Raw genomic sequence first — 20,245 nt, 5'->3', positions numbered from 1 at the left:
GCAGCACGCAACTGCGTGGGCAAAGGAGAAAAGCATGTCGAGTTCCCGGGATACCCGCTCCAAAGCCGTTTCAGTCGATGTCGTGGTCGTCGGCGCCGGATTCGCCGGCCTGAGCGCCGCCGAACGGCTCGTGAGCACAGGCAAGTCCGTCCTCGTCCTGGAAGGCCGCGACCGAGTCGGCGGCCGGTCGTTCACCGGCGAGGTGGCCGGGGTGCGGGTCGATCTCGGCGCGACCTGGGTGTCCCGGAGGCACACGGCGATCCGCGACCTCGCGAGCCGGGCGGGCTGCACCACGACCGGCCAGTTCGCCGAAGGCCGCAACGTGCTGTGGATGGCCGGACGGCGCCGTACCTACCAGGGCACGATTCCGAAGGTCTCGCCCGCGGTGCTGGTCGACATGGCGCGCGTGCAGCTGGCGTTGAACAAGCTGGTCGCGAGCATCGACGTCGAAGCGGCCTGGAATTCTCCCCAGGCAAGCGAGTTCGACGCGATCTCGTTCGGCGAGTGGCTCGACCGGAAGCACGCGACGCCGGCTACCCGCGCCATGATGACCATCGTCAGCAAGGTGCAGTGGGGTTGCAGCCCGGGAGACGTCTCGCTGCTGCACACGTTGCGCTACATCCGCGCGGCGGGCGGAGTCGACCACATGCTCGACGTGGAGGGCGGCCAGCAACAGGAACGGTACGTCGAAACCACCCAAGAGATCGCGAAGCGGGTCGCGGCGCAACTCGGCGACCGCGTCGTGCGCGGGACGCCGGTTCGCGCGATCACGCAAGACGGCGACGGCGTCACGGTTCGCACCGATTCGGAAGAGATCAAGGCGAAGTACGCGATCGTCGCCGTCGCGACGCCGCAACGCGCCGAGATCGAATTCGACCCGGCCTTGCCCGAGCAGGCCGCAGGGCTCGCGAAAAACTGGCGCATGGGCGTCCTGAGCAAGGCGTTCGTCGCGTACGAAAGGCCGTTCTGGCGAGCCAACGGACTTTCCGGCGAGGGACTGACCGATACCGGGGCCGTGTTCATCACCTTCGACGTTTCGCCCGACGCCAACGGGCCGGGCATTCTGATGACGTTCTGCGACCCTCGGGTGTTCGACGGATTCAGTCCCGACCGGCGCCGCAGCCTGGTCCTTCAGCAGCTCGTCCAGCTGTACGGCACGCAAGCGAGCGCGCCCATCGACTACCTGGACCACTGCTGGGGAGAGGAACCTTTCGCCCCGGGAGGCCCGAACCCGGCTGTCGGTCCTTACGCGACCACGGCTTACGGTCCTGCTCTCACCGAACCGCACGGGCGCGTCCACTGGGCGGGCACCGAAACCGCGGGCGAGTGGGCGGGCTGCATGAACGGCGCTGTCCTGACCGGTCAGCGTGCCGCCGAGCGCGTCGCGGCCGCGGTGGCGCGCGAGTCCCGAGAGGTGCCGGTGGGATGAAAGACATCTTTTTCCTGCTCGCCGATGTGTGGATGATTTTCGTCGGCTACTTCTTCGGCTGGAAATTCATCCGCCGGTACGGCAATTACCTGCTCGGTCTCGAGTGGATGGTCGTCGCGACCTCGGGCAGCAACTTCCTCGTCTGGTCGTTGCTCGGCGCCAACGAGGGCAGTGTCCTTTACCGCATAGCGTATTTCTTCGACGCCTTCTCGCGGTCAGTCGGCATCACGCTCATCCTCGTGATGGGCCTGATGAAGGTCACCCATCGCTACAAGCCGAGCCTCGCTGTCGACGTCGGCGTGTTCGCGCTCGCCACCGCGGCCGGGCTGTTCCTCCGGCAATTCCACGGCGAAAACCCCCGCGTCGACCACGGCGCGTTCGCTGTCTCCGCGTTCTACGTCGTGGCCAACCTCGCCGCGGCGGTCTTCCTGGCGTACTTCGCCAAGCGGCTTTGGAACATCGGCGCGAAATGGCCGGCGATCTGGACGGGACTGGTTACCGCTGCCGCCACCACTATCGCGATCACTTACGACTTCTTCCCCTTCTCGTTCGACGATGCGAACCGCACGTTCTTCTACACCGCAGCGCTGGCGACGTGGGGTACGCAGGGATTCGTCTATTTCTTCGCCTACCGCGCGCTGCACAACCACAACGTGGCCTCGGGCGCGAAAACCGTGCAGGAAGCGGGTGCGTCGTCATGAACTCACAGATGTACGCCGTCGTCGATCCGGCTACCGGCGAGCTGGTCCGGGAGTATCCGGCCGCGACTGACGCAGCCATGGATCTAGCGCTCGACGCGGCTGCGAACGCCTACCGAGAATGGTCGAAAAAGACCACCCTGGCTGAGCGCGCCGAGGTGTTGAACACCGTTGCCGCCCTGCACAACGAGCGCAGCGGAGAACTCGCCCGCATCGCGCAGCAGGAGATGGGCAAGCCGCTGGAAGAGGCCGTCGCCGAGGTCGAGTTCAGTGCGTCGATCTACGCGTATTACGCCGCGAACGCGCACAAGTTTCTCGCTGACGAACCCGTCGAATTGCTCGAGGGGGAGGGCACGGCGTTCATCCGCCGCCAGCCGATCGGCCCGCTGCTGGGCATCATGCCCTGGAACTACCCGTACTACCAGGTCGCCAGGTTCGCCGCGCCGAACCTGGTGCTGGGCAACACCATCGTGCTCAAGCCCGCGCCGCAATGCCCGGAGTCTTCCGCGGCCCTGCAACGGATCTTCGCCGACGCTGGCTGTCCCGAGGGCTGTTACGTCAATGTCTACGCGACCAACGGCCAGGCCGCCGACGCCATCGCCGATTCCAGGGTGCGAGGCGTGTCCTTCACCGGTTCTGAGCGGGCCGGGGCGGAAATCGCCGAAAAAGCGGGCCGCAACCTCAAAAAGGTAGTGCTCGAACTAGGCGGTTCAGACCCGTTCATCGTGCTGTCTTCCGACGATCTGGAAGCCACGGCCCAGGCCGCGGTGGACACTCGCTTCGAGAACGCCGGACAAGCCTGCAACGCGGGCAAGCGGGTCATCGTCGCCGCGGACATCTATGACCAATTCCTCGACATATTCACGAAAAAAGTGCTCGCCACGGCCAGCGGACTGGCTCCGTTGTCCTCGGTGACGGCCGCCGAGCGCCTAGAAGCACAGGTGCAGCGGGCTGTCGACGACGGTGCGACCCTGGTCTGCGAAGGGCGACGCGAAGGCGCTTTCTTTCCACCTGGCGTCCTGACCGGTGTGTCGCCGGATTCGCCGTCGGCCGCGGAGGAATTGTTCGGCCCGGTCGCGACCGTATATCGAGCGGAATCCGAAGCCGAGGCCGTCGAACTGGCCAACAACACGCCGTACGGGCTGGGTTCCTACGTGTTCACCACGGACCCCGAGCAAGCGATGCGGGTCGCCGGCCAGATCGAGGCGGGCATGGTGTTCGTCAACGGCGTCGGTCTCGAAGGCGCGGAACTGCCGTTCGGCGGAGTCAAGCGGTCCGGCTTCGGGCGGGAGCTCGGCCGGGCGGGGATCGACGAGTTCGCCAACAAGAAGCTCATCCGCACGGCTCGCGCGTGAATCAGCCCTAGCCAGAGGGGAATCTGCCATGACCGTCGAATTCGACGCCGCCGTCTTCACGACGCCGAACGCGCCGCTGACCATCGAGCGAGTTTCGCTCCCGGACACGCCGCCGCCCGGCGAGGTGCTGGTGCGGCTCAAGGCGAGCGGGGTGTGCCACAGCGACCTGCACGTGGTCGCCGGGGAATGGGACGCCCCTTCGCCGATGATTCTCGGCCATGAAGGCGCCGGAATCGTCGAGAGTGTGGGCGAAGGCGTCACGACCCTGGCGAAGGGTGATCACGTCGTCCTGTCCTGGACACCTTCGTGTCGCCGATGCCGCTACTGCGTCAGCGGCCGGCCCGTTCTCTGCGACCTGGTCAGCCAGCACTCGGCCAACCACCTGTCGTTCGACGGCCGGACTCGCGTCACGTCGGCGGACGACCGGGACGTCTACAGCTTCGCGGGCGTCGGAACGTTCGGCCAGTACACGCTCGTGCCCGAATCCGGCGCCATCGCGATCCGGAACGACGCTCCGTTCGAGCAGGCCGCCCTGGTCGGCTGCGCCGTGACGACCGGGGTCGGGGCGGCGGTCAACACCGCGAAGGTCCGGCCGAGCGACACTGTGCTGGTCCTGGGCTGCGGCGGCGTCGGGCTGAACGCGATCCAGGGTGCCCGGCTGGTCGGCGCGCGGAAGATCATCGCCGCGGACCTCTCCGACGAGAAGCTTGCGCAAGCCCGCGTTTTCGGTGCGACAGACCTGATCAACAGCGGGCGGGAAAATCTCGCGGACCGGGTACGCCAGCTCACCGACGGACGCGGGGTGGAGGTCGCCGTCGAGGCCATCGGGCTGCCGCGCACCATCGAGTCGGCCTACGAGGTGCTGGCGCGAGGCGGAACGGCCGTCGTGGCCGGGCAGGTGGCGGACGGCGTGCGGGTCTCGATCGATCCGTTCGTCATGTCCGATCAGGAACTTTCGCTCATCGGCTCCAACTACGGCTCGAGCAAGCCCGCCGTCGATTTCCCGCTGCTGGTCGACCACTACATGCACGACCGCATCGATCTCGACTCGCTGGTGACACGCGTGATCGACCTGGCGGACGTCAACGAGGCGTTCGACGAGATGAAGCGCGGCCACGGGATTCGCTCGGTGATCAAGTACTGAAGCCCTTGTGAAGAAAGGCATTTACCGTCGCATGGCTCTGGAATCTTCGCGTATCGCCTACGAACGAGCCCGTCGCAGCGTCGGCGGCGGCGTGGGGTCAGGCTTGCGCGCCTCGATGCGTCCCCACCCGCTCTTCGTGCGGGAGGCACGCGGGGCGCACGTTTGGGACCTGGACGGCGACCGGTATGTCGACTACGTGATGGCCTGGGGACCGCTCGTGCTCGGCCACGGCGATCCGCGCGTTCTGTCCGCCGTGACTGAGGCCGCGAAGAAGATGCAGGTCGTCGGTACCGGCCACGCCCTCGAATACCTCGCTGCCGAGGCGGTCCTCGAAGCCGTGCCACACGGCGAGCGGCTGCTGTGGAGCAACACCGGAACCGAAGCCGTGCAGGTCGCGCTGCGCCTCGCCAGAGCCGCGACGGGGCGGCGGCGCATCCTCAAGTTCGCCAAGAGCTACCACGGCTGGCACGACACCGTTTACGCCGGGATGTCCGAGGACGACGGCGATCGACCTGCGCGGCCGGGCAGCAAAGGGCAGTCGCCCAGCGTGCTGGACGACCTGATCGTGGCGCGCTTCAACGACGTACCTCTCGCCGAGCGTCTCCTGCGCGACGCCGCCGAACGCGACATTGCCGCGGTGCTCGTCGATCCGGTGATGAGCAATGCCGGGGTCGAGGCGCCGTCGCCGGAATTCCTGTCCACGCTGCGGACTCTGTGCGACCGGCACGGCGTGGTCCTCATCTTCGACGAGGTGATCGCCGGGTTCCGGATCGCACGCGGCGGGGCGGCGGAGAGGTACGAGGTGCTGCCGGACCTGTCCGTTACGGAAAGGCGATGGCCGGGGGATTCACCCAGAGCGCCGTCGTCGGGCGAGCGGAACTGGTCGATCAGGTGACGTCCGGCGTCGCGCATGCCGGAACCTTCAACGCTAACCCGATCGCGTTGGCGGCTGTCGAGGCGACGATGCGCGTTTTGGCTGATCCGGGTGTTTACAAGGTGCTTGAGGAGGTCTCGTCCGGGTTCGAATCGCTTGTCGGGGGCGTTCTCGGGTCGGTTCCTGACGGTGGCAGCTTCAACCGGGTTGGGTCGCTTCTTCAGTACGTTCCGGCGGGTGGGGCGACTGGGCTGCATGGCGCTGGCGGGCTTTGGAGTGTGCTGTTGGAGGGGATGTTGCGGGAGGGGGTTTTGTTCATGCCGTCGGGGAAGGTGTTCCTCAGTACGGCGCATACTTCTTCGGACATCGAGGCGACGGCGGAGGCGGTTGAGAAGGTGCTGCGCCGATCGTGACTTCTGAATTTGACCGCCGTGCTGCTGTTGGGCTGCCACAGATTCGCGAACACGATGAGTCTGTGGGGCAGTAGTCTCATTGAGCTCGCTGAGCTTAGATTTGGGAAGCGTCATGTACTTCCTGGGGCATGTTCGAGGTTGACTGCTACGCGGCTCGCAAGGCTTCGCGATGGTACGAGTTCCACGACGGCGCTGTCGGACGACGCGTGGGAGAAGCTTCTCGCGCCCTGGCTGACCGCTCGCTGATTCTGCACCGGTCCGCCCGTCTGGCAGGTCTTTCTCAGCCCTGCGGATCGTGGCCTCCGGTAGCGCTGTCCCGGGAGATGGCATTGTTGGTCTGATAGGAAAACCGGTCCCGCGGCGAAGGTGGCGAGTGCTTGTCGCTGCCCAGCCGTTATGCTGGGTAACCTCATGCCCAACGTGGTACTAGTGGCTTGTCGGACGCTTGCCTGGAGGGGGACTGCGTCGTGACCGAGGAGGAACTCGCGCGTCTGCTACTCGCGCTGGAACAACGCTTGGAGCGCATCGGGCTCGGATTCGCTGTAGTGCAAGAGCGCGTCATCGCGGCCGAGGGAAGATCCCTGACTCCGGAGGAATTCACGCGCGGACATGGTTCTGACACCCGTTCCACATCAGGCGGTTCTGAGTATGGCCGGACTACCGGGGCGACGGCGCGGCTGTGGGACTTGGCCGAGGAAATGCCTTCGGCCGGCAAGGACCGATTGAAAAGCGGAGACGTCGTCGTTGCTCCGCTCGATGTCCGCGCTCGGCTCGCGCTGTTGCTCGATCTCGTGGAGGTCGCTACCGCTGGTACGGTCGCGATGGAACAAGCAGTAGTCGAACAACTCGGGGCAGCTTCGGCCAACGGCCGGCTGACGTTCGAAGATCCGCCAGAGGCGGAGCTGCGTGGCCAGGCACGCGAGCCATGGACGCTCACGGCGGACGCCGTCGGCGCGCAGCCCAGGCAGCGGGTGTCCGACGTGCTCGGATTAGTCGATGAACTGCGGGCACTGGCCGGAGTGCCGCGAGGACAGTGGCTCGCACCTTACGGCGGTGAAGAGTCCTTCAATTCCTGGTCGGTGGGGGAGAAATGACGGGCCAAGGCGTTGCTCCGGACGACGACACCGCGCGGGACTTGCTTGATCGGCTTGAAGCGGAGCTCCCATCGGCGCTCCCGTCCGCACTGCAGCTCGGCGGTGTCGATCCGACGCCGGGAAACGACTTGTACGAAGCATTTCTCTTTTCCCTCGTGCTGAGAGCCGCCAGAGGGGAGGGTTACGAGGTCACGTTCCATCAACGCTCCGGGAACCCGCCGGCGGTCTTTAGATTGCGTCGCAGTCCCGGACGCCTGCCAAGCGGCGACTTCACTCACGCGAAGCTGAGCCTGCCTGGCAGTTCCAAGGGTTCGCTCGAGGTGCACACAGGCGTCGCTGTGATCGGCAAGAGCAAGGTAGCGCACGAGGCAGATGTCCTGGTGCTTCCTGGAGACATAGCGTCGAGATGCCGCATGCTCGACCTCGATCCCAGAAGTCATCAAGCGGTCCTTGTAGTGGAGGGAAAATACTACAGCTCACCGCTGACGCTCGGAGGAGGAAGGCAGTTCCTCGGGCTGAATGTCGATCTCTCGGCGGCCTACACGATCATGGCGGCGACCGTGGTCAGTGAGTCTGTTTCTCATCTTCTGCAAGGCCGGAAACAGCACTATGAGTTCGGAGTACTGCCTGGGTGCAAAGCTGAGCATGATCTCAAGGAGCGTTTCGCCATCGCTCTTCGCGGCTACCGCAATCGTCGGTGAGCTCAGTGGTTGAGGAAGCTGTTCGAAAGTACTTGGAAGCCGGAGGATCTCGGGACGGACCAGAAGCCGAACGTCGCACTCGACTCGAGTCTCCGCGCCATGCTCCTCAGCGGTGGCGTCTGCAGGTCCCGAGCTCTGGCGTTGGCCGCGATCCTCCCTTGCTGGCGTGCCCGACTGCGGCGAATCGGCTAGCAGATACCGAGGCCCAATGCCTGTGTGCAGTTGTGTGTAGATGTGCTACGCTTTGCTATGGCGATCGGGCTGTGGTGGGAGGAAGCTGATGGCGAGTACATCCGCACGCGATCGTGCCGGTATCCCGGTGCCAGTGACATCGAGCCAGCCTGGACCTTGGAAGCGGCAGCTGATCCTCATCGGATCACCCGTGATCCTGACCCGAAGAGCCACTGGGGAGACATCCGCGTGATCGGTTACTCGCCCGCAGCAGGATTCGTGATCACGGTGATCATCGATCGCGTGGATCATTCCGGCATCAATGCCTGGAAGACCAGTGGTGCCGACTTGCGTGCGTACCGAACGGCTCTTGGAGGAGAGGACACTGCGTCATGACTGAGCCCATGAGCCGTGAACAGGTGCTGGCCGGGATCCGGGGAGAGATTGCCGAGCAGGAAGCCGCGGCGCGCCAGGAAGACGATCCGGTCAAGCGCGAGCGCCTGCTGCGACACGCACGGTCCCGGCGGGACCATGAAGACGAGGAAGCGGACGCGGTCGCTGCTGACATCGCCGAAAATGAGCAGTCCGCGCTGTCCCTGCGGGTGCCGACATCGCTCGCGGCCGCGCTGAAGGCTCGCGCTGCGGCCGAGCAGATCCCCACCTCTGCCTTGGTGCGGCGGATCCTCACCCAAGCGGTGCAGCGACCGGACGCTCCGGTGCTCACCGTCGAACAAGTCGAGCAGATCGCCCGGCGTGTCTATCGCGAATCCGTATGAGTCCGGCGGATCGCTGTGCATCGGGTCTGCTCGATCCGCTGACTGGGGATCTGGTTTAGCTGGCCGCCCGCGGGTCAGTTCGGCTGCCCCGGCTTCCGGCCCATCAGGTGCAGCAACCGGTCCTGCCGGGACGCTGACCCGCTCAACGTCCCCGGCTCGGCGAAGAACCGATGCGTCGTGTCAGCCGCGACAGGGGATTCCGCCAGCCCCGCATAGATCACTTCCAAATCATCACAGATCCACGTGACCAAGTCAGGATCAAGACGGTCATCAACCCCAAGCGCCCGCGCCAGATCCCAAGCGTGGACGGCGGAATCCGTCGCGCGCACGGCCAACGCTTGGCGTCCGGTCACCTCGCCCAACGGGTAATCGAGCAGCCGGTCCAGCGCCCCCGGACGGCCGAACGCGTCAACGACTAACCGCACCGACGCGGTGTACGCGGCGACCGGATCGTCACCCAGGGCGTCCGCGTCACGCATGCGCAAGAAGTCCTCGCGGCTGCCACCTGCCAGCAGATCGACGTAGTTGAGATTGCCCCGCACCATGTGGTTGACGAGCTGACGCACGTTCCACTCCGCACACGGCGTCGGGGCCGTCCACTGTTCGGGGTGGACGGACGGCAAGCGCTGGCCGAATTCGGTGCTGGCGGCGAGAAAACGGTCGATCATGCCAGCCAGTCTTTCGCCGCGAGGACCTCCTGTGCTGGCGTAAATCCGACGTGGCGTTACCCCGAGATGAACGCGGTCAACGCGTCCACGACCGCGCCAGGTTGTTCGTCGGGAATGAAGTGCCCGGAATCCGGGATGACGACGCCGGTCGTGTTGTCCGCCCACGGGCTGAGGGAAACGGCCATGTCGGGGATCGAGCCGTGGGAGCTGGAGATGCCCAGGACTGGGACGGTCAAGCGCTGCCGGTCCAGCGCGGCTCGGTTCTTGCGCGCCGATTCCGCTGCATCGCGGTAGTAGGCGAGCGAAGCCCGGAGACCGCCTTCGGCTGCGATGGCGGCGGCGTAATGGTCAACCTCGACGCTGTCGAACGTGTCCGGGGACAACGCTTTGACGTTCAGGAACCAGTCGACGTACTCGCGCTCGCGACCGGCGAGCAGCGTTTCGGGAAGATCGGGCACCAGGTGGAACGCGAAGTGCCAGGTCTTCCAGGCCCGGTCGGGGTCTGTGGGGATGGAGTCCGGGAGGGTGATTCCGGGGATGCCGGCGTCGAGCAGCGCGACACCGTGCAGGCGCTCCTCGTGCTTCAGCGCCAGTGAGAAGGCGACCCAGGCTCCGATGTCGTGCGCGGCGAGCCAGTACTTCGGCACGTCGAGCGCAGACACCGCGGCCTGGACACGCGACGCGACGGTGTGCGTGTCGTAGCTGTCGTGAGGACGGTCGGAGTGACCTTGCCCGGGCAGGTCGATCGCGATCACCCGGAAGCGCTCGGCGAGGCCCGGCATCGCTTTGCGCCAAGCCCACCAGGTCTGCGGGAACCCGGCGAGCAGGACGAGGGCGGGACCGTCCGTCCGGCCGCCTTCCACGGCATGGAGCCGGACGCCTTCCGCGTCGACCCAGCGGTGCGTGAATCCTGCCAGGTCGGGCAGCGGCAAATCAGGGATCGAAATCATGGCGCAAGCGTAGCGTATCTTGAACCGATCAGTTCAAGATGCGCTAGGCTGGGCAGATGGCAGGGAAGAAACAGTTCGATGTGGACACCGCGCTCGACGCGGCGATGGTCCAGTTCTGGCGGGCCGGGTACGCCGACACCTCGCTCGACGACCTCTCCAAGGCGACCGGATTGAACCGCAGTTCCCTCTACTCGTCGTTCGGCGACAAGGACTCCCTCTATCTGCGCTGCCTGGACCGTTATGCCGCGCGCTACGGGGAGAGGTACGACCAGGCTTTGGCAAGCGCGGCCGAGGAGCCATTGCGGGCGATACGGGAGTTTTTCGAAGTCACCCTGACGCGCATCGCCGACCCCGACGTGCCGGACGGATGCCTCGTCGCCCAGACCACGATGGCGATACCGGTGCTGAGCCCCGCCGTCGCCGCGCGCGCGACCGAAGCCTTGCACGCTCAGCACGCGCGGTTGCGGACCGCGTTGAAGGCCGCGAAATTGGCCGAGGCCGACGACTTCGCCGTTCACCTCGCGGCGGTCAACCAATCGCTGGCCGTGATGAGCCGGGCCGGAGCGAGTCAGGAACAGCTCCGCGCGATCGTCGACATCAGCCTGAGCGCGCTTTCGCAGGCGTTGCAGGCCCGGAGCTAGCTTTCTTTGGCGATCTCGCAGAGGGAAGCCCGCAGCGGCGAGCTGCCGCTGATCGGATCGCTCGGACCCTGGCTCAGCACAAGATTGAGGTTCGCGCTGCCTTCGCCGAACGGCGGATAGCCGGGCTCTCCGAGTTCGCCTGCGGGCTGCCACCAGCCGTGCTGTCCGCACACCACGTCCGGCCGCAGGTTGACGTTGAACTTCGCCTTCGCGCGGATGCTTCCCAGAGGCGTCTCCAGCCGAACCCAATCCCCGGCGCCGATTCCGCGGGCGGCAGCGGTTTCGGGGTGCAGTTCGACCGAGGGTTCGGGGGCGGATTTGCGCAGGCTCGTGATTTCTCGATGCTGGGTTTCGCAGAAGAACAGCGATTTCGCGCAGGTGAGGATCAACGGGTAGCGCGTCGCCAGATCCGGTCGGGACAGCGGGCTGATCGACGGCTCGGCAAAGGTCGGCAGTGGCGGATATCCGTGCTCCAGCAACGGTTCCGAGTACAGTTCGACCAGCCCGGACGGAGTCTGGAAGCCGCTCCGTTCGTATTTGCGGTAGATCGTCCGCAACGGCAGGCGGATGCCTTCCGGGGCAGCGCGCAGCTGGTCGAGCGTGAGGCCGCTGGGGTCGAGCTGATGCTGCCAGGCCGCTTCGACGTCTCCGTTGAAGAAATGGTGGCCTAATCCGAGGGCGACGGCGAGGTCGAAGATGATCCGCATATCCGACCGGGCTTCGCCCCGGGCAGCGGCCAACGGCTGTCGCAATTGGACAGTCGACTGCGCGGCTTGGCTTGTCTCGAAACCGATCCGCAACGCCTCGGCTTCCCACGCGCTTGTCGCGGGCAGTACGAGGTCCGCCTGCTCCGCGGTCGGATTCAGGAACAAATCCGTGTGGACGAAGAAATCCAGCGCGCGGAGAGCGTCCCGGCCCCGTGCGCTGTCGCCGTGCGCCATGACCAGATTGCCGCCGAAGTTGACCAGCGCCCGGGCCCGGTAGGGGACGTCGTCCAGCGCTGCCCGGTAGAAGTCCTCGCCGGTGATGAACTCGAACCTCGCCGGGCCGAGCGGACGCTCCTGTATTCCGATGGCCTTGGCACGCTGCTCGGGCGGCAGCAGTTCGCGGCCGTCGACCGGATTGGCCGGAACGGGCGTGAACAGCACGTTCCCGCCCGGGGTGTCGATGCAGCCGGTGAGTGCGTAGAGCTGGCCGATGGCGCGTACGGTCTGGGTCGCGTTGCTGTGCTGCTCCAGCCCGCTCCAGGTGTAGAACGCGACCGGACGCTGCTCCCACAGCAGCCGAGCCGTGGCGACGATCTGCTCGGCGGGCACGCCGGTGATCTCTTCGGCGGCCTCGGGCGGATACTTCGCGCACTCCTCGACGATCAGGTCCCAGACCCGCCGCGCAGAGCCGACCCGTTGCCTCGCGTTGGTCCACCGCTCGACGAATTCCTTGTCGTACCAATCATTGTCGATCATGACGTGCGTGATCGACAACGCCAGCGCCGCGTCCGTGCCGGGGCGGACGCGCAGCCATTGGTCAGCCTTGCTGGCCAGCCCGGCGCGCCGGGGATCGACCACGACGAGCTTGGCCCCGCGGCGCAGCGCGGCGGTGGTCGCGGTGGCGTGCGCCAGACGGGAGACCGACGGGTTGTAGCCCCAGTAGAGGACGCATTGGGCGTTGTCGAGATCGGGCAGGTAAGCGCCGGGGACCGGCTCGCCCCAGGTGTAGAGCGTGGCGAGGTGACGGCCCCATCCGCAAAGTTCCATATAGCTGACGAAATTGGGGGTGCCGAAGGCGCGCCGGAGCCGGGTCAGCCATTCGATGGTGTCCGACATCGCCGACGTCGAGGGCGAGGCGCTGCCGAAGACCACCGCTTCCGGGCCGGATTCCTCGGCGATCGAGGTCAGCCGGGACGCGATGGTCGCCAGCGCCTCTTCCCAGCTGATGCGCTCCCAGCCCGGGTCGGCCGCGCCCTTCGGGGCGGTCCGGCGGAGGGGATGCAGCAGCCGGTCCGGATGCGCGACGATTTCCGGCGCGGCCTTGCCTTTGACGCAGATCGCGCCCCCGGTCGGATGGCCGGGCAGCGGGCGGAGCGCGAGCAGCCGCCCGTCCTCGACCGTCGCGGTGGCCCCGCACCTCGACACGCACAACGGGCAGAACGTCGGCACTTCGGTCGCCATCGCGCACCTCCGGGGCTCTGCCTGGAAGTCGGTGCTGGCGGGTCCAGCGTTTCAGCGGACCGGACCGGCTGCTAACTCGGTGGCCTCGCGCCCGGGGAGTGCGGCAAGCTCGGTGTCGTCGCCAGATCGGCGAAGAAATGCTTAACCGAGGGGCTTCCGGTGGCTTTGGGAGAAAGTTTCCAGTTCCTGCTGGACTGGTACGCCGAGCAATGCGACGAGGAATGGGAACACGAGTTCGGCGTCAAGCTGTCCACTCTGGACAGCCCGGGCTGGCTGCTCGAAGTCGATCTGGAATACACCGACCTCGCCGGGCGCCGTATGGAACGATCCGATTTCGAGGGTGACGCGGGCCGCTGGGCGCAATGCTGGTCCGACGGCGAGAAGTTCCACGGAGCCTGTGACCCGGCTTCGTTCGAGCTGGTCCTCGCCCAGTTCAAGGCCTTCGCGGGCCAGCCGGGCTAGCGGGCCGGATCCGTCGAGCGGGTCTCGACGGATCCACCCGGCCCGTCAGCCGGCCAGAACCGAACTCTCCCAAGCGAATCCGTCCGGGTCCGTGATCCGTCCCGCGTTCCCGCCGATGGTCAGCAGATGCGAACCCGAACCCTCCTCCGGCACCCCGGCGTCCTTCGCCAGCGCCTTCCGGCCGTAAAGCGCCAGCTTGACCGGGCTGGTCTCGAATTCCACGTACTTGCGCCCGTAGCTCTTGCCCACCGTGAGCCCGTGGGAGACGTAGAACTGCTTGGTCGCCGCCACATCCGACGCGCCCAGCAGCAGCACCATCTGGTCGTATTCCCGGACCCCGGCGCCGGAATCTTTCTTCGTGGAAGTCGCGACCTTCCAGATCGCCCCGTCGGGAGCCTGCACCACCCCGCCGAAACCCCACAGCGACTTGGCCGCCGGCTTCAGCGAAGTCGCGCCGGCGGCGAGGGCGGCGTCCAGGTAAGCGACCGCGTTGGCGGGCTGGGAAACGGTGAGCGACAAGGTGAATCCGCGGAAACCGGTGCTCGGCGCGGAGGCCTGCCGGAAGCGGAGGCGGTCGCCAAGATCGAACGCGGCGGTGTAGAAGCGTTCGGCGGCGGCGACATCGGGAACGTCCAGGGTGACGAATTCGAAGGAGGTCATGCCGTAAACGCTAAGTCCGGCCCCGGCCCGGACGCTTCTTGATTCCTGATCGCTTACCGGGCCGGACGCCCGGCCAGCCACGCCTCGCGCCGGCGCGGCGACGCCCGGGACAGCCAGGCGTCCTCGACCACCTCGGCCAGTTCCTGCCGCGTCAGCTCGCCGAGACGCGCGGCGCGGACGAGCACCGACAGGTGGCCGTCGAAGTGCGGAGTGGTGAAAAACGGGCTGTCCGGGTCCTGGACCAGCGCCTGTTTGTCCGATTCGGACGGTACCCAGAACACGATCACGTCTGGATACCGCTGCCCGGTCTCCGGGTCGAACGCGTCCGGCCGCGGCGTCCGGAAGAACACGAACGACTTGCCTCCGACCTGGTACACCGGGTTTTCCCGCGAGCCGCGGACCACCGTGACGTGGGGCATCCCCAGCGCCAGCTCGTGCACGTCCTCGACCCGCGCCCGCATGACCTGCACGATACGGCTCCGCGCGCCCGGCGTCAGGTATGAACAGGGCATGGTCACGCTGGATCGGCTCGTCAACGTCCTCGGCGGATACGGCGCGCGGTTGTGCTGCTGTCCCGTCTCGCGCGAGGTCGCGTTGCGGGACGTCGTGATGGACGACCCCGCCGACCCGCGCGAGTTGCGCGGCGACGTTTACCTCGCGGTGGGCGTCGAATCGGTGCGGGATGCCGTCGAACGCGCTATCGCGGCGCGGGCATCGGTCGTGCTGGTGCGGGGAACGACGCCGCCGGGGCCGGAGGAGGACGGCCAGGTCGCGGTGCTGCTCGTGGACCCGGAAGTGTCGTGGGGCCAGCTCGCGGGCGTGGTCTACGGCCTGGTGCTCGAAGGGCGCGAGACGGAATCCGGACGCGGGCCGACCGACCTGTTCGCGCTGGCCGACAGCCTCGCCGACGCACTCGGCAGCGCGGTCACCATCGAGGATCAGCTGTCGCGAGTGCTCGCGTACTCCAGCCGCCAGCAAGGAGCGGACCGGGTGCGGCTGGAGACGATTCTCGGACGGCGAGTGCCGGACGAGGTGCGCGAACTGTTCGAGCGCCGTGGCGTGTTCGCTCATCTCGCCACCTCGGACGAGCCGTTGTTCGTCGAGGCCGATTCCGAGCACGGGCTCACCGGGCGCATGGTCGTCGCGGTCCGGGCCGGGCGCGAGACGCTCGGGTCGATCTGGGTGGAGTGCGAGGAGCCGCTGCCGGACGTCCGGCGCACCGTCCTGCACGACAGTTCCCGCACGGTCGGGCTGCATTTGCTGCGGTCGCGGGCGAGCGCCGACCTCGAACGGCAGGTCGAGTCGGACCTGGTGATCCGGCTGCTGGAAGGCACCCCGGACGCGGCGGCCGTGCTGAGCAGGCTCGGTTTGCCGCCCGGCCGGTTCCGGGTGGTCGCGCTCCAGGCGCACATCGCCGACGAACGGCACGCCGCGCTCCTGCTCGCGTTCGAGCGTGCGACCACCGGGTTCGGCTGGTCGCGGCCGGGCCGGAGCACGTTGTTCAGCAACACCGTCTACACCGTTCTGCCCGGTGAGGACGTCGAGACCGCGCGGGCGTGGATCGACGGGATCCGCGACGCGTTGCCCGCGCAGGTCACGGTCGCGGCGGGGATCGGGGCGCCCGCGTCCACTGCGGAACTGCCCGCCAGCCGCCGCGAATCCGACGAATGCCTCGCGCTGCACGACATCCGCCCGAAGCCCGGCGCGACCGTCGCGTACGACGAGTCCTGGGACGACATCCTGATCCTTCGCCTGCGCGCCGCCGCGGCTGCGGGCCGAGCCCCGGCGCGCGGTCCCATCGCCGACCTGGCCAGGCACGACGCGGCCAACTCGACCAGCTACGTCGCGACCCTGCGCGCGTGGCTCGAAACCCAAGGCGACCTCACCGAAGCGGCCGAACGGCTCGGCGTGCACCCCAACACCATCCGATACCGGCTGCGAAAGATGGCCGACGTGACGCCGCTGCGGCTCGACCTGCCCGCGAAACGGCTGGCGATGATCATCGAGCTGGCCGTCGCCGATCCGCGGGATTGACCGCCGCGGGTTCGACCGATTGACCGATCCGGACAAACCGGCCCGCTCCGGTTGGCCGGACTCGACAAAGACCGCCCGCCGGATCCGGGTCATCCTGGCCGCATCAGCACCACCAGCACCAGCAGCGGCACGGCGGAGGAACAGATGGGCGCTCTCGACCGCAGGGACGGCGGACCGCGTTCGGCGATCGTGGTCGGCGCGGGCATCGTCGGCCTCTCGACCGCGTGGTTCCTGCAGGAGCACGGGGTGCGGGTGACCGTCGTCGACCGCGAGGGCATCGCGGCGGGCTCGTCCTGGGGCAACGCGGGCTGGCTCTCGCCCGGATTGTCGATCCCGCTCAACGAACCCGCCGTCCTCCGCTACGGCCTGCGCACCCTGCTCGACCGGCAGGCCCCGCTGCACGTCCCGGCCAGCCCGGACCCTCGGCTGTGGCGGTTCCTCGCCCGCTTCGCGGCGAACTGCACCCACCGGTCGTGGACCCGGGCGGTGCGCGCGAACCTGCCGTTCAACGACGAATGCCTTGAGGCGTTTGACCTTCTGACCGCGAACGGCGTGGACGCGCCGACCGTCGACGCGCCGATCACCGCCCTGTTCGAGACGTCCGCGAAGGCTCAGACGCTGATCAAGGAGCTGGACCGGCTCGGTGACGCCGGGCAGAAGGTGTCCTGGACCCAGCTCGCCGGACCGGAGCTGCGCGAGCATTTCCCGCAGGTCACCGACCGGATCGGAGCCGGCATCCGGATCGACGGCCAGCGGTACGTCGACCCCGGCCGGTTCGCCGAATCGCTGGCCCGCGCGGTGGTCGGCCGCGGCGGCACGATCCGGCACCGATTCGAGGTCGCCGCGATCCACCGGCACGAACACGCCTACACCGTGCGCTCGGCGAACGGACGGACCGTCAACGCCAACGCCGTCGTGCTCGCCACCGGCGCGTGGCTGGGCGACCTGGCGCGCAAGTGGGGCGTGCGCGTTCCGGTGCGCGCCGGACGCGGGTACTCCTTCACCGTTCCGACCGAAGAGCCGGTGCCGAGCCCGATGTACCTGCCGGATATCCGGGTCGCGTGCACTCCGTACCGAGGAGGGCTGCGGGTGGCCGGGACGATGGAGTTCCGCAAGCCCGACGACCCGCTGTACCCGGCGCGCGTCGACGCGATCGTCGCCTCGGCCCGGCCGCTGCTCCAGGGCCTGCGCTGGGACCAGCGCACCGACACGTGGGTCGGCTCGCGCCCGGTCAGTGCCGACGGGCGGCCGGTGATCGGCGCGACCGGCGCGCCGGGGATGTACGTCGCGGGCGGGCACGGCATGTGGGGCCTGTCCCACGGCGCGATCACCGGACGGCTGCTCGCCGAGCAGATCGCCACCGGAAAACAGCCGGAAGCGCTGCGGCCGTTCGACCCGCTGCGGTGACGGGCGCGTGTCCGCCGAACCCATCGGTCCGCCGCTGACCGCGGACGAGCACGCCGAGCTGCTGTTCCTGCGCGCGGAGAACGCCTTGCTGCGCACCGAAAGGGACATCCTGGTGAAAGCCGCCGGCTGGTTCGCCGCCGACGCGGGCGTGCTCGACCGCCGCACCGAGCCCGAGCCCCGCTGACCGCCGCGGGACTCCTCGAAGTCCGTGGGGGCCAGGCGCCTTGGCCGGCCCCCACGGACGACCATCCGAAAGGCGCCCCTCATGTCGACGACCTCTTCGCGCCCCTGGCTGACCGCCGGCGCGCACGCCCGCCTCGCCGCGGAACTCGCCGCCCTGCAGCGCGAACCCGATCTCGGCGAAGGTGCGGGCGAACACGACCGGCTCGACCGCAGGCAGCACCGGCAAGCGCGGCTGCGGCAGCTCCAGGACCTGCTCCAGAACGCCGTCGTCGGCGAGGACCCGCCCGACGACGGGATCGCCGAGCCCGGCATGGTCCTGACCGTCCGCTACGACGACGGCGGGACCGAAACGTTCCTGCTGGCCGCGCGCGACGAGTCCGGCGCCGGGCTCGAGGTCTGCTCGCCGGACTCGCCGCTCGGGCGGGCGCTGGACGGCGCCAAGCCGGGGGAGCGGCGGGAGTACGAGGTGCCCAGCGGCGCGGTCGTGCGCGTCACGCTGGTCGAGGCTTATCCGTACGGGCGCTATCGGAGCCGCGGCTGAACCCCGTTTTGTGATTACCCTGACAAGGTGACCGACGAAGAGCTCATCATCGAGTTCGCCCTCGCCCGGCTCGACAACCCGAGCCTCGACCTCGAGGAGGTCGCCGCGCTTCTCGTTCGCCGGGCCGGGCCGGAGGGCATGCTCGACTTCGCCGCGCGCAACCTCGAGACGCGCGGCGAACTCCGCGCCGCGATGTTCGAGTCGGCTGTCGAACACGTCTTACGCGTGGTCCTGACACTGCGCGGACCAGCTGACTGAGCCGTGGACAATTCGCTGACCTGCGTGGACAACACCCCGCTTTGACCGCGGACAGTCAGCGGTTGAGGACAAAACGGACGACGCGCTGGGATGAGCGCACCGGGATTTCCCGGCTGTACTCCATTCCATTTCGTCCGAGGGGACACCATGAAGATCGGCAAGACGCTGATGGCCGCCTCCGCGCTGGGGATCGCACTTGCCGGGATCGCCGCGCCCGCGGCGTCGGCGGACACGGTGAGCGCGCAGGGCAAGCACACCGCGAGCATCAAGTGCTCGAAGCCGTCCGGGAAGAAGGCCAACTACTCCTGGGGCGACGGTTTGACGAACGTCACCGTGTACTTCAACAACCACTGCTCGCACAAGGTGTCCGCGGGCATCGTGCTGAAGGACATGGACGGCGCGCTGAGCGTCCAGTGCATGACCACCAACGGCGGCACCAGCGGAAAGAAGAAGTTCCACATCGGCGCGGACCGCACGGTCGCGCGCATCCAGAAGGGCTGCAAGCTCTGAGCTGAGCCGCGGTGATCCCGGGGCTGCGCCGTCCCGGGCCGCCTGGCAACCTCCAAGGGTCGATGTCGATCATGGGAGGTGTCATGAGCGAGCCCGCGGCCGGGCAGCCCCGGGCCCGCCGAGGTCGCAAGCACATCGTGCCCGACGCCGGCGCCGGCCCGGTCGCCCGTTTCGCCCGCGCTCTGCTGGAGCTGAAGCGGGAGGCGGGCGACCCGTCCTACGACCGCATGCGCACCGAACTCGGCGCGGCGGCGTCGAAGTCGGCTCTGTCGGCCGCCACGCGCGGGCGCAGCGTCCCGTCCTGGCCGACGACGTGGGAGTTCGTCCGGAGCCTCGCGGTGAACGGCCTTGGCCGCGACGAGGAAGCGGTGCGGCGAGAGTGGCTGGCCCGCTGGGAAGAGACGGTCGAGTCGGCGGATTCAGCTGGTTCGCCCGACGGTGTGACCGATCCGACAGGAAGTCCCGGCGCGGAGTATTGGACGTCTCCGGTGCGCGAAGAACCTTCTCCGGAGCGGGAATCCTCAGCTGAGCCGACCGGCCGGACCGCCGACGCTCAAGCGGCCCCCGCTTCCAGTCCCGAAGCGGCGGCGGCCAAGCCCCGCCGCTGGGGTTCGATCGTCGTCGCGGCGACCGTGCTGGTCGTTCTCGGGCTCGTGGCCGCCGTCGTGGTCCTGGCCACCCCGTCAGCTCGCGACAAGGAAGCCGCCGCCCCGCACTACCCGCTGCCCGGCGACGCGTCCGGCTTCGGCGGCGACGGCCTGCCTGGCGACGTCACCTTCCCGGACGGCGCGAAAGCCCGCTACGGCCAGACGTTCACGAAGATCTGGCGGTTGAAGAACACTGGCTCGGTGCCGTGGCGCAGCCGCTATCTGAAGGTCGCGGGCGGCACCACGGTGCTCTGCCCGTCCCCGCCGCGCGTCCCGGTCCCGGACGCCGAGCCGGGACAGCTGGGCGAGGTGAGCGTCCCGGTGACGCCGACCGGAACCGGGGTCTGCCACGTGCTGTGGAAGATGACCGACGCACGGGGCGCGCTGGTGTTTCCGGACCGGACCGGGATTTTCTATCAGGTCACCGTCACCGTCGAGTAGCCGGGAACGCGCGCCGGAGT

The 20,245-nt window shown here is 67.9% G+C and carries 22 protein-coding genes and 1 pseudogene; 18 read left to right on the top strand and 5 right to left on the bottom strand.

Features of this window, described 5'->3' with window-relative positions; genetic code table 11:
* The first annotated feature begins 34 nt into the window (after positions 1-34).
* The 9 genes and pseudogenes from ACWGIC_RS17300 (at position 35) to ACWGIC_RS17260 (ending at position 8,655) form a co-directional block, all read left to right on the top strand.
* Complete coding sequence (locus ACWGIC_RS17300; protein ID WP_452076932.1) at positions 35-1,429, top strand: flavin monoamine oxidase family protein; 1,395 nt, start codon at positions 35-37, stop codon at positions 1,427-1,429.
* A complete protein-coding gene (locus tag ACWGIC_RS17295) occupies positions 1,426-2,130 on the top strand; it encodes a transporter (RefSeq protein WP_452076931.1) in 705 nt (234 codons plus the stop codon). Before ACWGIC_RS17300 ends, ACWGIC_RS17295 begins: the two co-directional genes overlap by 4 nt.
* Positions 2,127-3,482 (top strand): NAD-dependent succinate-semialdehyde dehydrogenase, encoded by a 1,356-nt coding sequence (locus ACWGIC_RS17290; RefSeq protein WP_452076930.1) that lies wholly within the window; start codon positions 2,127-2,129, stop codon positions 3,480-3,482. Before ACWGIC_RS17295 ends, ACWGIC_RS17290 begins: the two co-directional genes overlap by 4 nt.
* Positions 3,483-3,510: 28 nt before the next feature.
* Positions 3,511-4,626 (top strand): Zn-dependent alcohol dehydrogenase, encoded by a 1,116-nt coding sequence (locus ACWGIC_RS17285; RefSeq protein WP_452076929.1) that lies wholly within the window; start codon positions 3,511-3,513, stop codon positions 4,624-4,626.
* A 31-nt stretch (positions 4,627-4,657) separates the two neighbouring features.
* A pseudogene (locus ACWGIC_RS17280) lies at positions 4,658-5,913 on the top strand (aspartate aminotransferase family protein).
* A gap of 467 nt (positions 5,914-6,380) precedes the next feature.
* Positions 6,381-7,007 carry a hypothetical protein gene (locus tag ACWGIC_RS17275; protein ID WP_452076928.1) on the top strand — a complete coding sequence of 209 codons (627 nt, stop codon included), beginning with the start codon at positions 6,381-6,383 and terminating at the stop codon, positions 7,005-7,007.
* On the top strand, positions 7,004-7,708 hold the full coding sequence (locus ACWGIC_RS17270) for a hypothetical protein (RefSeq protein ID WP_452076927.1): 705 nt from the start codon (positions 7,004-7,006) through the stop codon (positions 7,706-7,708). Before ACWGIC_RS17275 ends, ACWGIC_RS17270 begins: the two co-directional genes overlap by 4 nt.
* Before the next feature lie 249 nt (positions 7,709-7,957).
* Positions 7,958-8,275 (top strand): hypothetical protein, encoded by a 318-nt coding sequence (locus ACWGIC_RS17265; RefSeq protein ID WP_452076926.1) that lies wholly within the window; start codon positions 7,958-7,960, stop codon positions 8,273-8,275.
* Positions 8,276-8,283: 8 nt separating this feature from the next.
* The gene (locus tag ACWGIC_RS17260; RefSeq protein WP_452076925.1) at positions 8,284-8,655 is read left to right on the top strand and encodes a ribbon-helix-helix protein, CopG family; all 372 of its coding nucleotides are present in this window, start codon (positions 8,284-8,286) and stop codon (positions 8,653-8,655) included.
* Between the two features lie 74 nt (positions 8,656-8,729).
* On the opposite strand, the gene ACWGIC_RS17255 is transcribed toward ACWGIC_RS17260, so the two are convergent.
* Both ACWGIC_RS17255 and ACWGIC_RS17250 read right to left on the bottom strand, forming a co-directional pair.
* Positions 8,730-9,323: a TIGR03086 family metal-binding protein gene (locus ACWGIC_RS17255; RefSeq protein WP_452076924.1), complete on the bottom strand. Its 594-nt coding sequence runs from the start codon at positions 9,321-9,323 to the stop codon at positions 8,730-8,732.
* A 56-nt stretch (positions 9,324-9,379) separates the two neighbouring features.
* Positions 9,380-10,273, bottom strand: coding sequence for an alpha/beta fold hydrolase (locus ACWGIC_RS17250; protein WP_452076923.1), 894 nt, complete (start codon positions 10,271-10,273; stop codon positions 9,380-9,382).
* A gap of 56 nt (positions 10,274-10,329) precedes the next feature.
* On the opposite strand from ACWGIC_RS17250, the gene ACWGIC_RS17245 reads away from it, so the two are divergent.
* Entirely contained in the window at positions 10,330-10,914 is a 585-nt protein-coding gene (locus tag ACWGIC_RS17245) for a TetR/AcrR family transcriptional regulator (protein ID WP_452076922.1), read from the top strand.
* Here the strand turns inward: ACWGIC_RS17245 and ACWGIC_RS17240 are convergent.
* Positions 10,911-13,082 carry a molybdopterin-containing oxidoreductase family protein gene (locus ACWGIC_RS17240; protein WP_452076921.1) on the bottom strand — a complete coding sequence of 724 codons (2,172 nt, stop codon included), beginning with the start codon at positions 13,080-13,082 and terminating at the stop codon, positions 10,911-10,913. The two genes, ACWGIC_RS17245 and ACWGIC_RS17240, sit on opposite strands and share 4 nt — an antisense overlap.
* 159 nt (positions 13,083-13,241) lie before the next feature.
* Between ACWGIC_RS17240 and ACWGIC_RS17235 the strand changes: the two genes are divergently transcribed.
* Positions 13,242-13,544 (top strand): Imm53 family immunity protein, encoded by a 303-nt coding sequence (locus ACWGIC_RS17235; protein ID WP_452076920.1) that lies wholly within the window; start codon positions 13,242-13,244, stop codon positions 13,542-13,544.
* A 45-nt stretch (positions 13,545-13,589) separates the two neighbouring features.
* Here the strand turns inward: ACWGIC_RS17235 and ACWGIC_RS17230 are convergent, their stop codons facing one another.
* Together ACWGIC_RS17230 and ACWGIC_RS17225 are read right to left on the bottom strand one after the other, a co-directional pair.
* Positions 13,590-14,204 carry a glyoxalase gene (locus ACWGIC_RS17230; protein ID WP_452076919.1) on the bottom strand — a complete coding sequence of 205 codons (615 nt, stop codon included), beginning with the start codon at positions 14,202-14,204 and terminating at the stop codon, positions 13,590-13,592.
* 53 nt (positions 14,205-14,257) lie between these two features.
* Positions 14,258-14,665, bottom strand: coding sequence for an MmcQ/YjbR family DNA-binding protein (locus ACWGIC_RS17225; RefSeq protein ID WP_452076918.1), 408 nt, complete (start codon positions 14,663-14,665; stop codon positions 14,258-14,260).
* 49 nt (positions 14,666-14,714) lie between these two features.
* Between ACWGIC_RS17225 and ACWGIC_RS17220 the strand changes: the two genes are divergently transcribed.
* The 7 genes from ACWGIC_RS17220 to ACWGIC_RS17190 all read left to right on the top strand — a co-directional run bounded on the left by ACWGIC_RS17220 (position 14,715) and on the right by ACWGIC_RS17190 (position 20,225).
* Complete coding sequence (locus tag ACWGIC_RS17220) at positions 14,715-16,238, top strand: PucR family transcriptional regulator (protein ID WP_452076917.1); 1,524 nt, start codon at positions 14,715-14,717, stop codon at positions 16,236-16,238.
* A 144-nt stretch (positions 16,239-16,382) separates the two neighbouring features.
* Entirely contained in the window at positions 16,383-17,645 is a 1,263-nt protein-coding gene (locus tag ACWGIC_RS17215) for an NAD(P)/FAD-dependent oxidoreductase (protein WP_452076916.1), read from the top strand.
* A gap of 7 nt (positions 17,646-17,652) precedes the next feature.
* Positions 17,653-17,829, top strand: a complete 177-nt coding sequence (locus tag ACWGIC_RS17210; RefSeq protein ID WP_452076915.1) for a hypothetical protein — start codon at positions 17,653-17,655, stop codon at positions 17,827-17,829.
* Positions 17,830-17,910: 81 nt separating this feature from the next.
* On the top strand, positions 17,911-18,369 hold the full coding sequence (locus tag ACWGIC_RS17205; protein ID WP_452076914.1) for a GreA/GreB family elongation factor: 459 nt from the start codon (positions 17,911-17,913) through the stop codon (positions 18,367-18,369).
* Between the two features lie 27 nt (positions 18,370-18,396).
* Positions 18,397-18,627 (top strand): hypothetical protein, encoded by a 231-nt coding sequence (locus ACWGIC_RS17200; protein ID WP_452076913.1) that lies wholly within the window; start codon positions 18,397-18,399, stop codon positions 18,625-18,627.
* 147 nt (positions 18,628-18,774) lie between these two features.
* Entirely contained in the window at positions 18,775-19,137 is a 363-nt protein-coding gene (locus tag ACWGIC_RS17195) for a hypothetical protein (protein WP_452076912.1), read from the top strand.
* An 83-nt stretch (positions 19,138-19,220) separates the two neighbouring features.
* Positions 19,221-20,225 carry an NBR1-Ig-like domain-containing protein gene (locus tag ACWGIC_RS17190; protein ID WP_452076911.1) on the top strand — a complete coding sequence of 335 codons (1,005 nt, stop codon included), beginning with the start codon at positions 19,221-19,223 and terminating at the stop codon, positions 20,223-20,225.
* Positions 20,226-20,245: the final 20 nt, after the last annotated feature.

The organism is Amycolatopsis sp. NPDC054798 (assembly GCF_053611505.1).
Note: the sequence above shows the minus strand (reverse complement) of the source record. Positions and strands in the feature narration are given on the sequence as shown.

Coding starts and splice junctions, on each gene's coding strand:
- ACWGIC_RS17190 (WP_452076911.1), top strand. CDS start 19,221: ATGAGCGAGCCCGCGGCCGGGCAGCCCCGGGCCCGCCGAGGTCGCAAG.
- ACWGIC_RS17230 (WP_452076919.1), bottom strand. CDS start 14,204: ATGACCTCCTTCGAATTCGTCACCCTGGACGTTCCCGATGTCGCCGCC.
- ACWGIC_RS17225 (WP_452076918.1), bottom strand. CDS start 14,665: ATGCGGGCGCGGGTCGAGGACGTGCACGAGCTGGCGCTGGGGATGCCC.
- ACWGIC_RS17285 (WP_452076929.1), top strand. CDS start 3,511: ATGACCGTCGAATTCGACGCCGCCGTCTTCACGACGCCGAACGCGCCG.
- ACWGIC_RS17260 (WP_452076925.1), top strand. CDS start 8,284: ATGAGCCGTGAACAGGTGCTGGCCGGGATCCGGGGAGAGATTGCCGAG.
- ACWGIC_RS17220 (WP_452076917.1), top strand. CDS start 14,715: ATGGTCACGCTGGATCGGCTCGTCAACGTCCTCGGCGGATACGGCGCG.
- ACWGIC_RS17250 (WP_452076923.1), bottom strand. CDS start 10,273: ATGATTTCGATCCCTGATTTGCCGCTGCCCGACCTGGCAGGATTCACG.
- ACWGIC_RS17290 (WP_452076930.1), top strand. CDS start 2,127: ATGAACTCACAGATGTACGCCGTCGTCGATCCGGCTACCGGCGAGCTG.
- ACWGIC_RS17300 (WP_452076932.1), top strand. CDS start 35: ATGTCGAGTTCCCGGGATACCCGCTCCAAAGCCGTTTCAGTCGATGTC.
- ACWGIC_RS17270 (WP_452076927.1), top strand. CDS start 7,004: ATGACGGGCCAAGGCGTTGCTCCGGACGACGACACCGCGCGGGACTTG.
- ACWGIC_RS17245 (WP_452076922.1), top strand. CDS start 10,330: ATGGCAGGGAAGAAACAGTTCGATGTGGACACCGCGCTCGACGCGGCG.
- ACWGIC_RS17215 (WP_452076916.1), top strand. CDS start 16,383: ATGGGCGCTCTCGACCGCAGGGACGGCGGACCGCGTTCGGCGATCGTG.
- ACWGIC_RS17265 (WP_452076926.1), top strand. CDS start 7,958: ATGGCGATCGGGCTGTGGTGGGAGGAAGCTGATGGCGAGTACATCCGC.
- ACWGIC_RS17205 (WP_452076914.1), top strand. CDS start 17,911: ATGTCGACGACCTCTTCGCGCCCCTGGCTGACCGCCGGCGCGCACGCC.
- ACWGIC_RS17255 (WP_452076924.1), bottom strand. CDS start 9,323: ATGATCGACCGTTTTCTCGCCGCCAGCACCGAATTCGGCCAGCGCTTG.
- ACWGIC_RS17295 (WP_452076931.1), top strand. CDS start 1,426: ATGAAAGACATCTTTTTCCTGCTCGCCGATGTGTGGATGATTTTCGTC.
- ACWGIC_RS17240 (WP_452076921.1), bottom strand. CDS start 13,082: ATGGCGACCGAAGTGCCGACGTTCTGCCCGTTGTGCGTGTCGAGGTGC.
- ACWGIC_RS17195 (WP_452076912.1), top strand. CDS start 18,775: ATGAAGATCGGCAAGACGCTGATGGCCGCCTCCGCGCTGGGGATCGCA.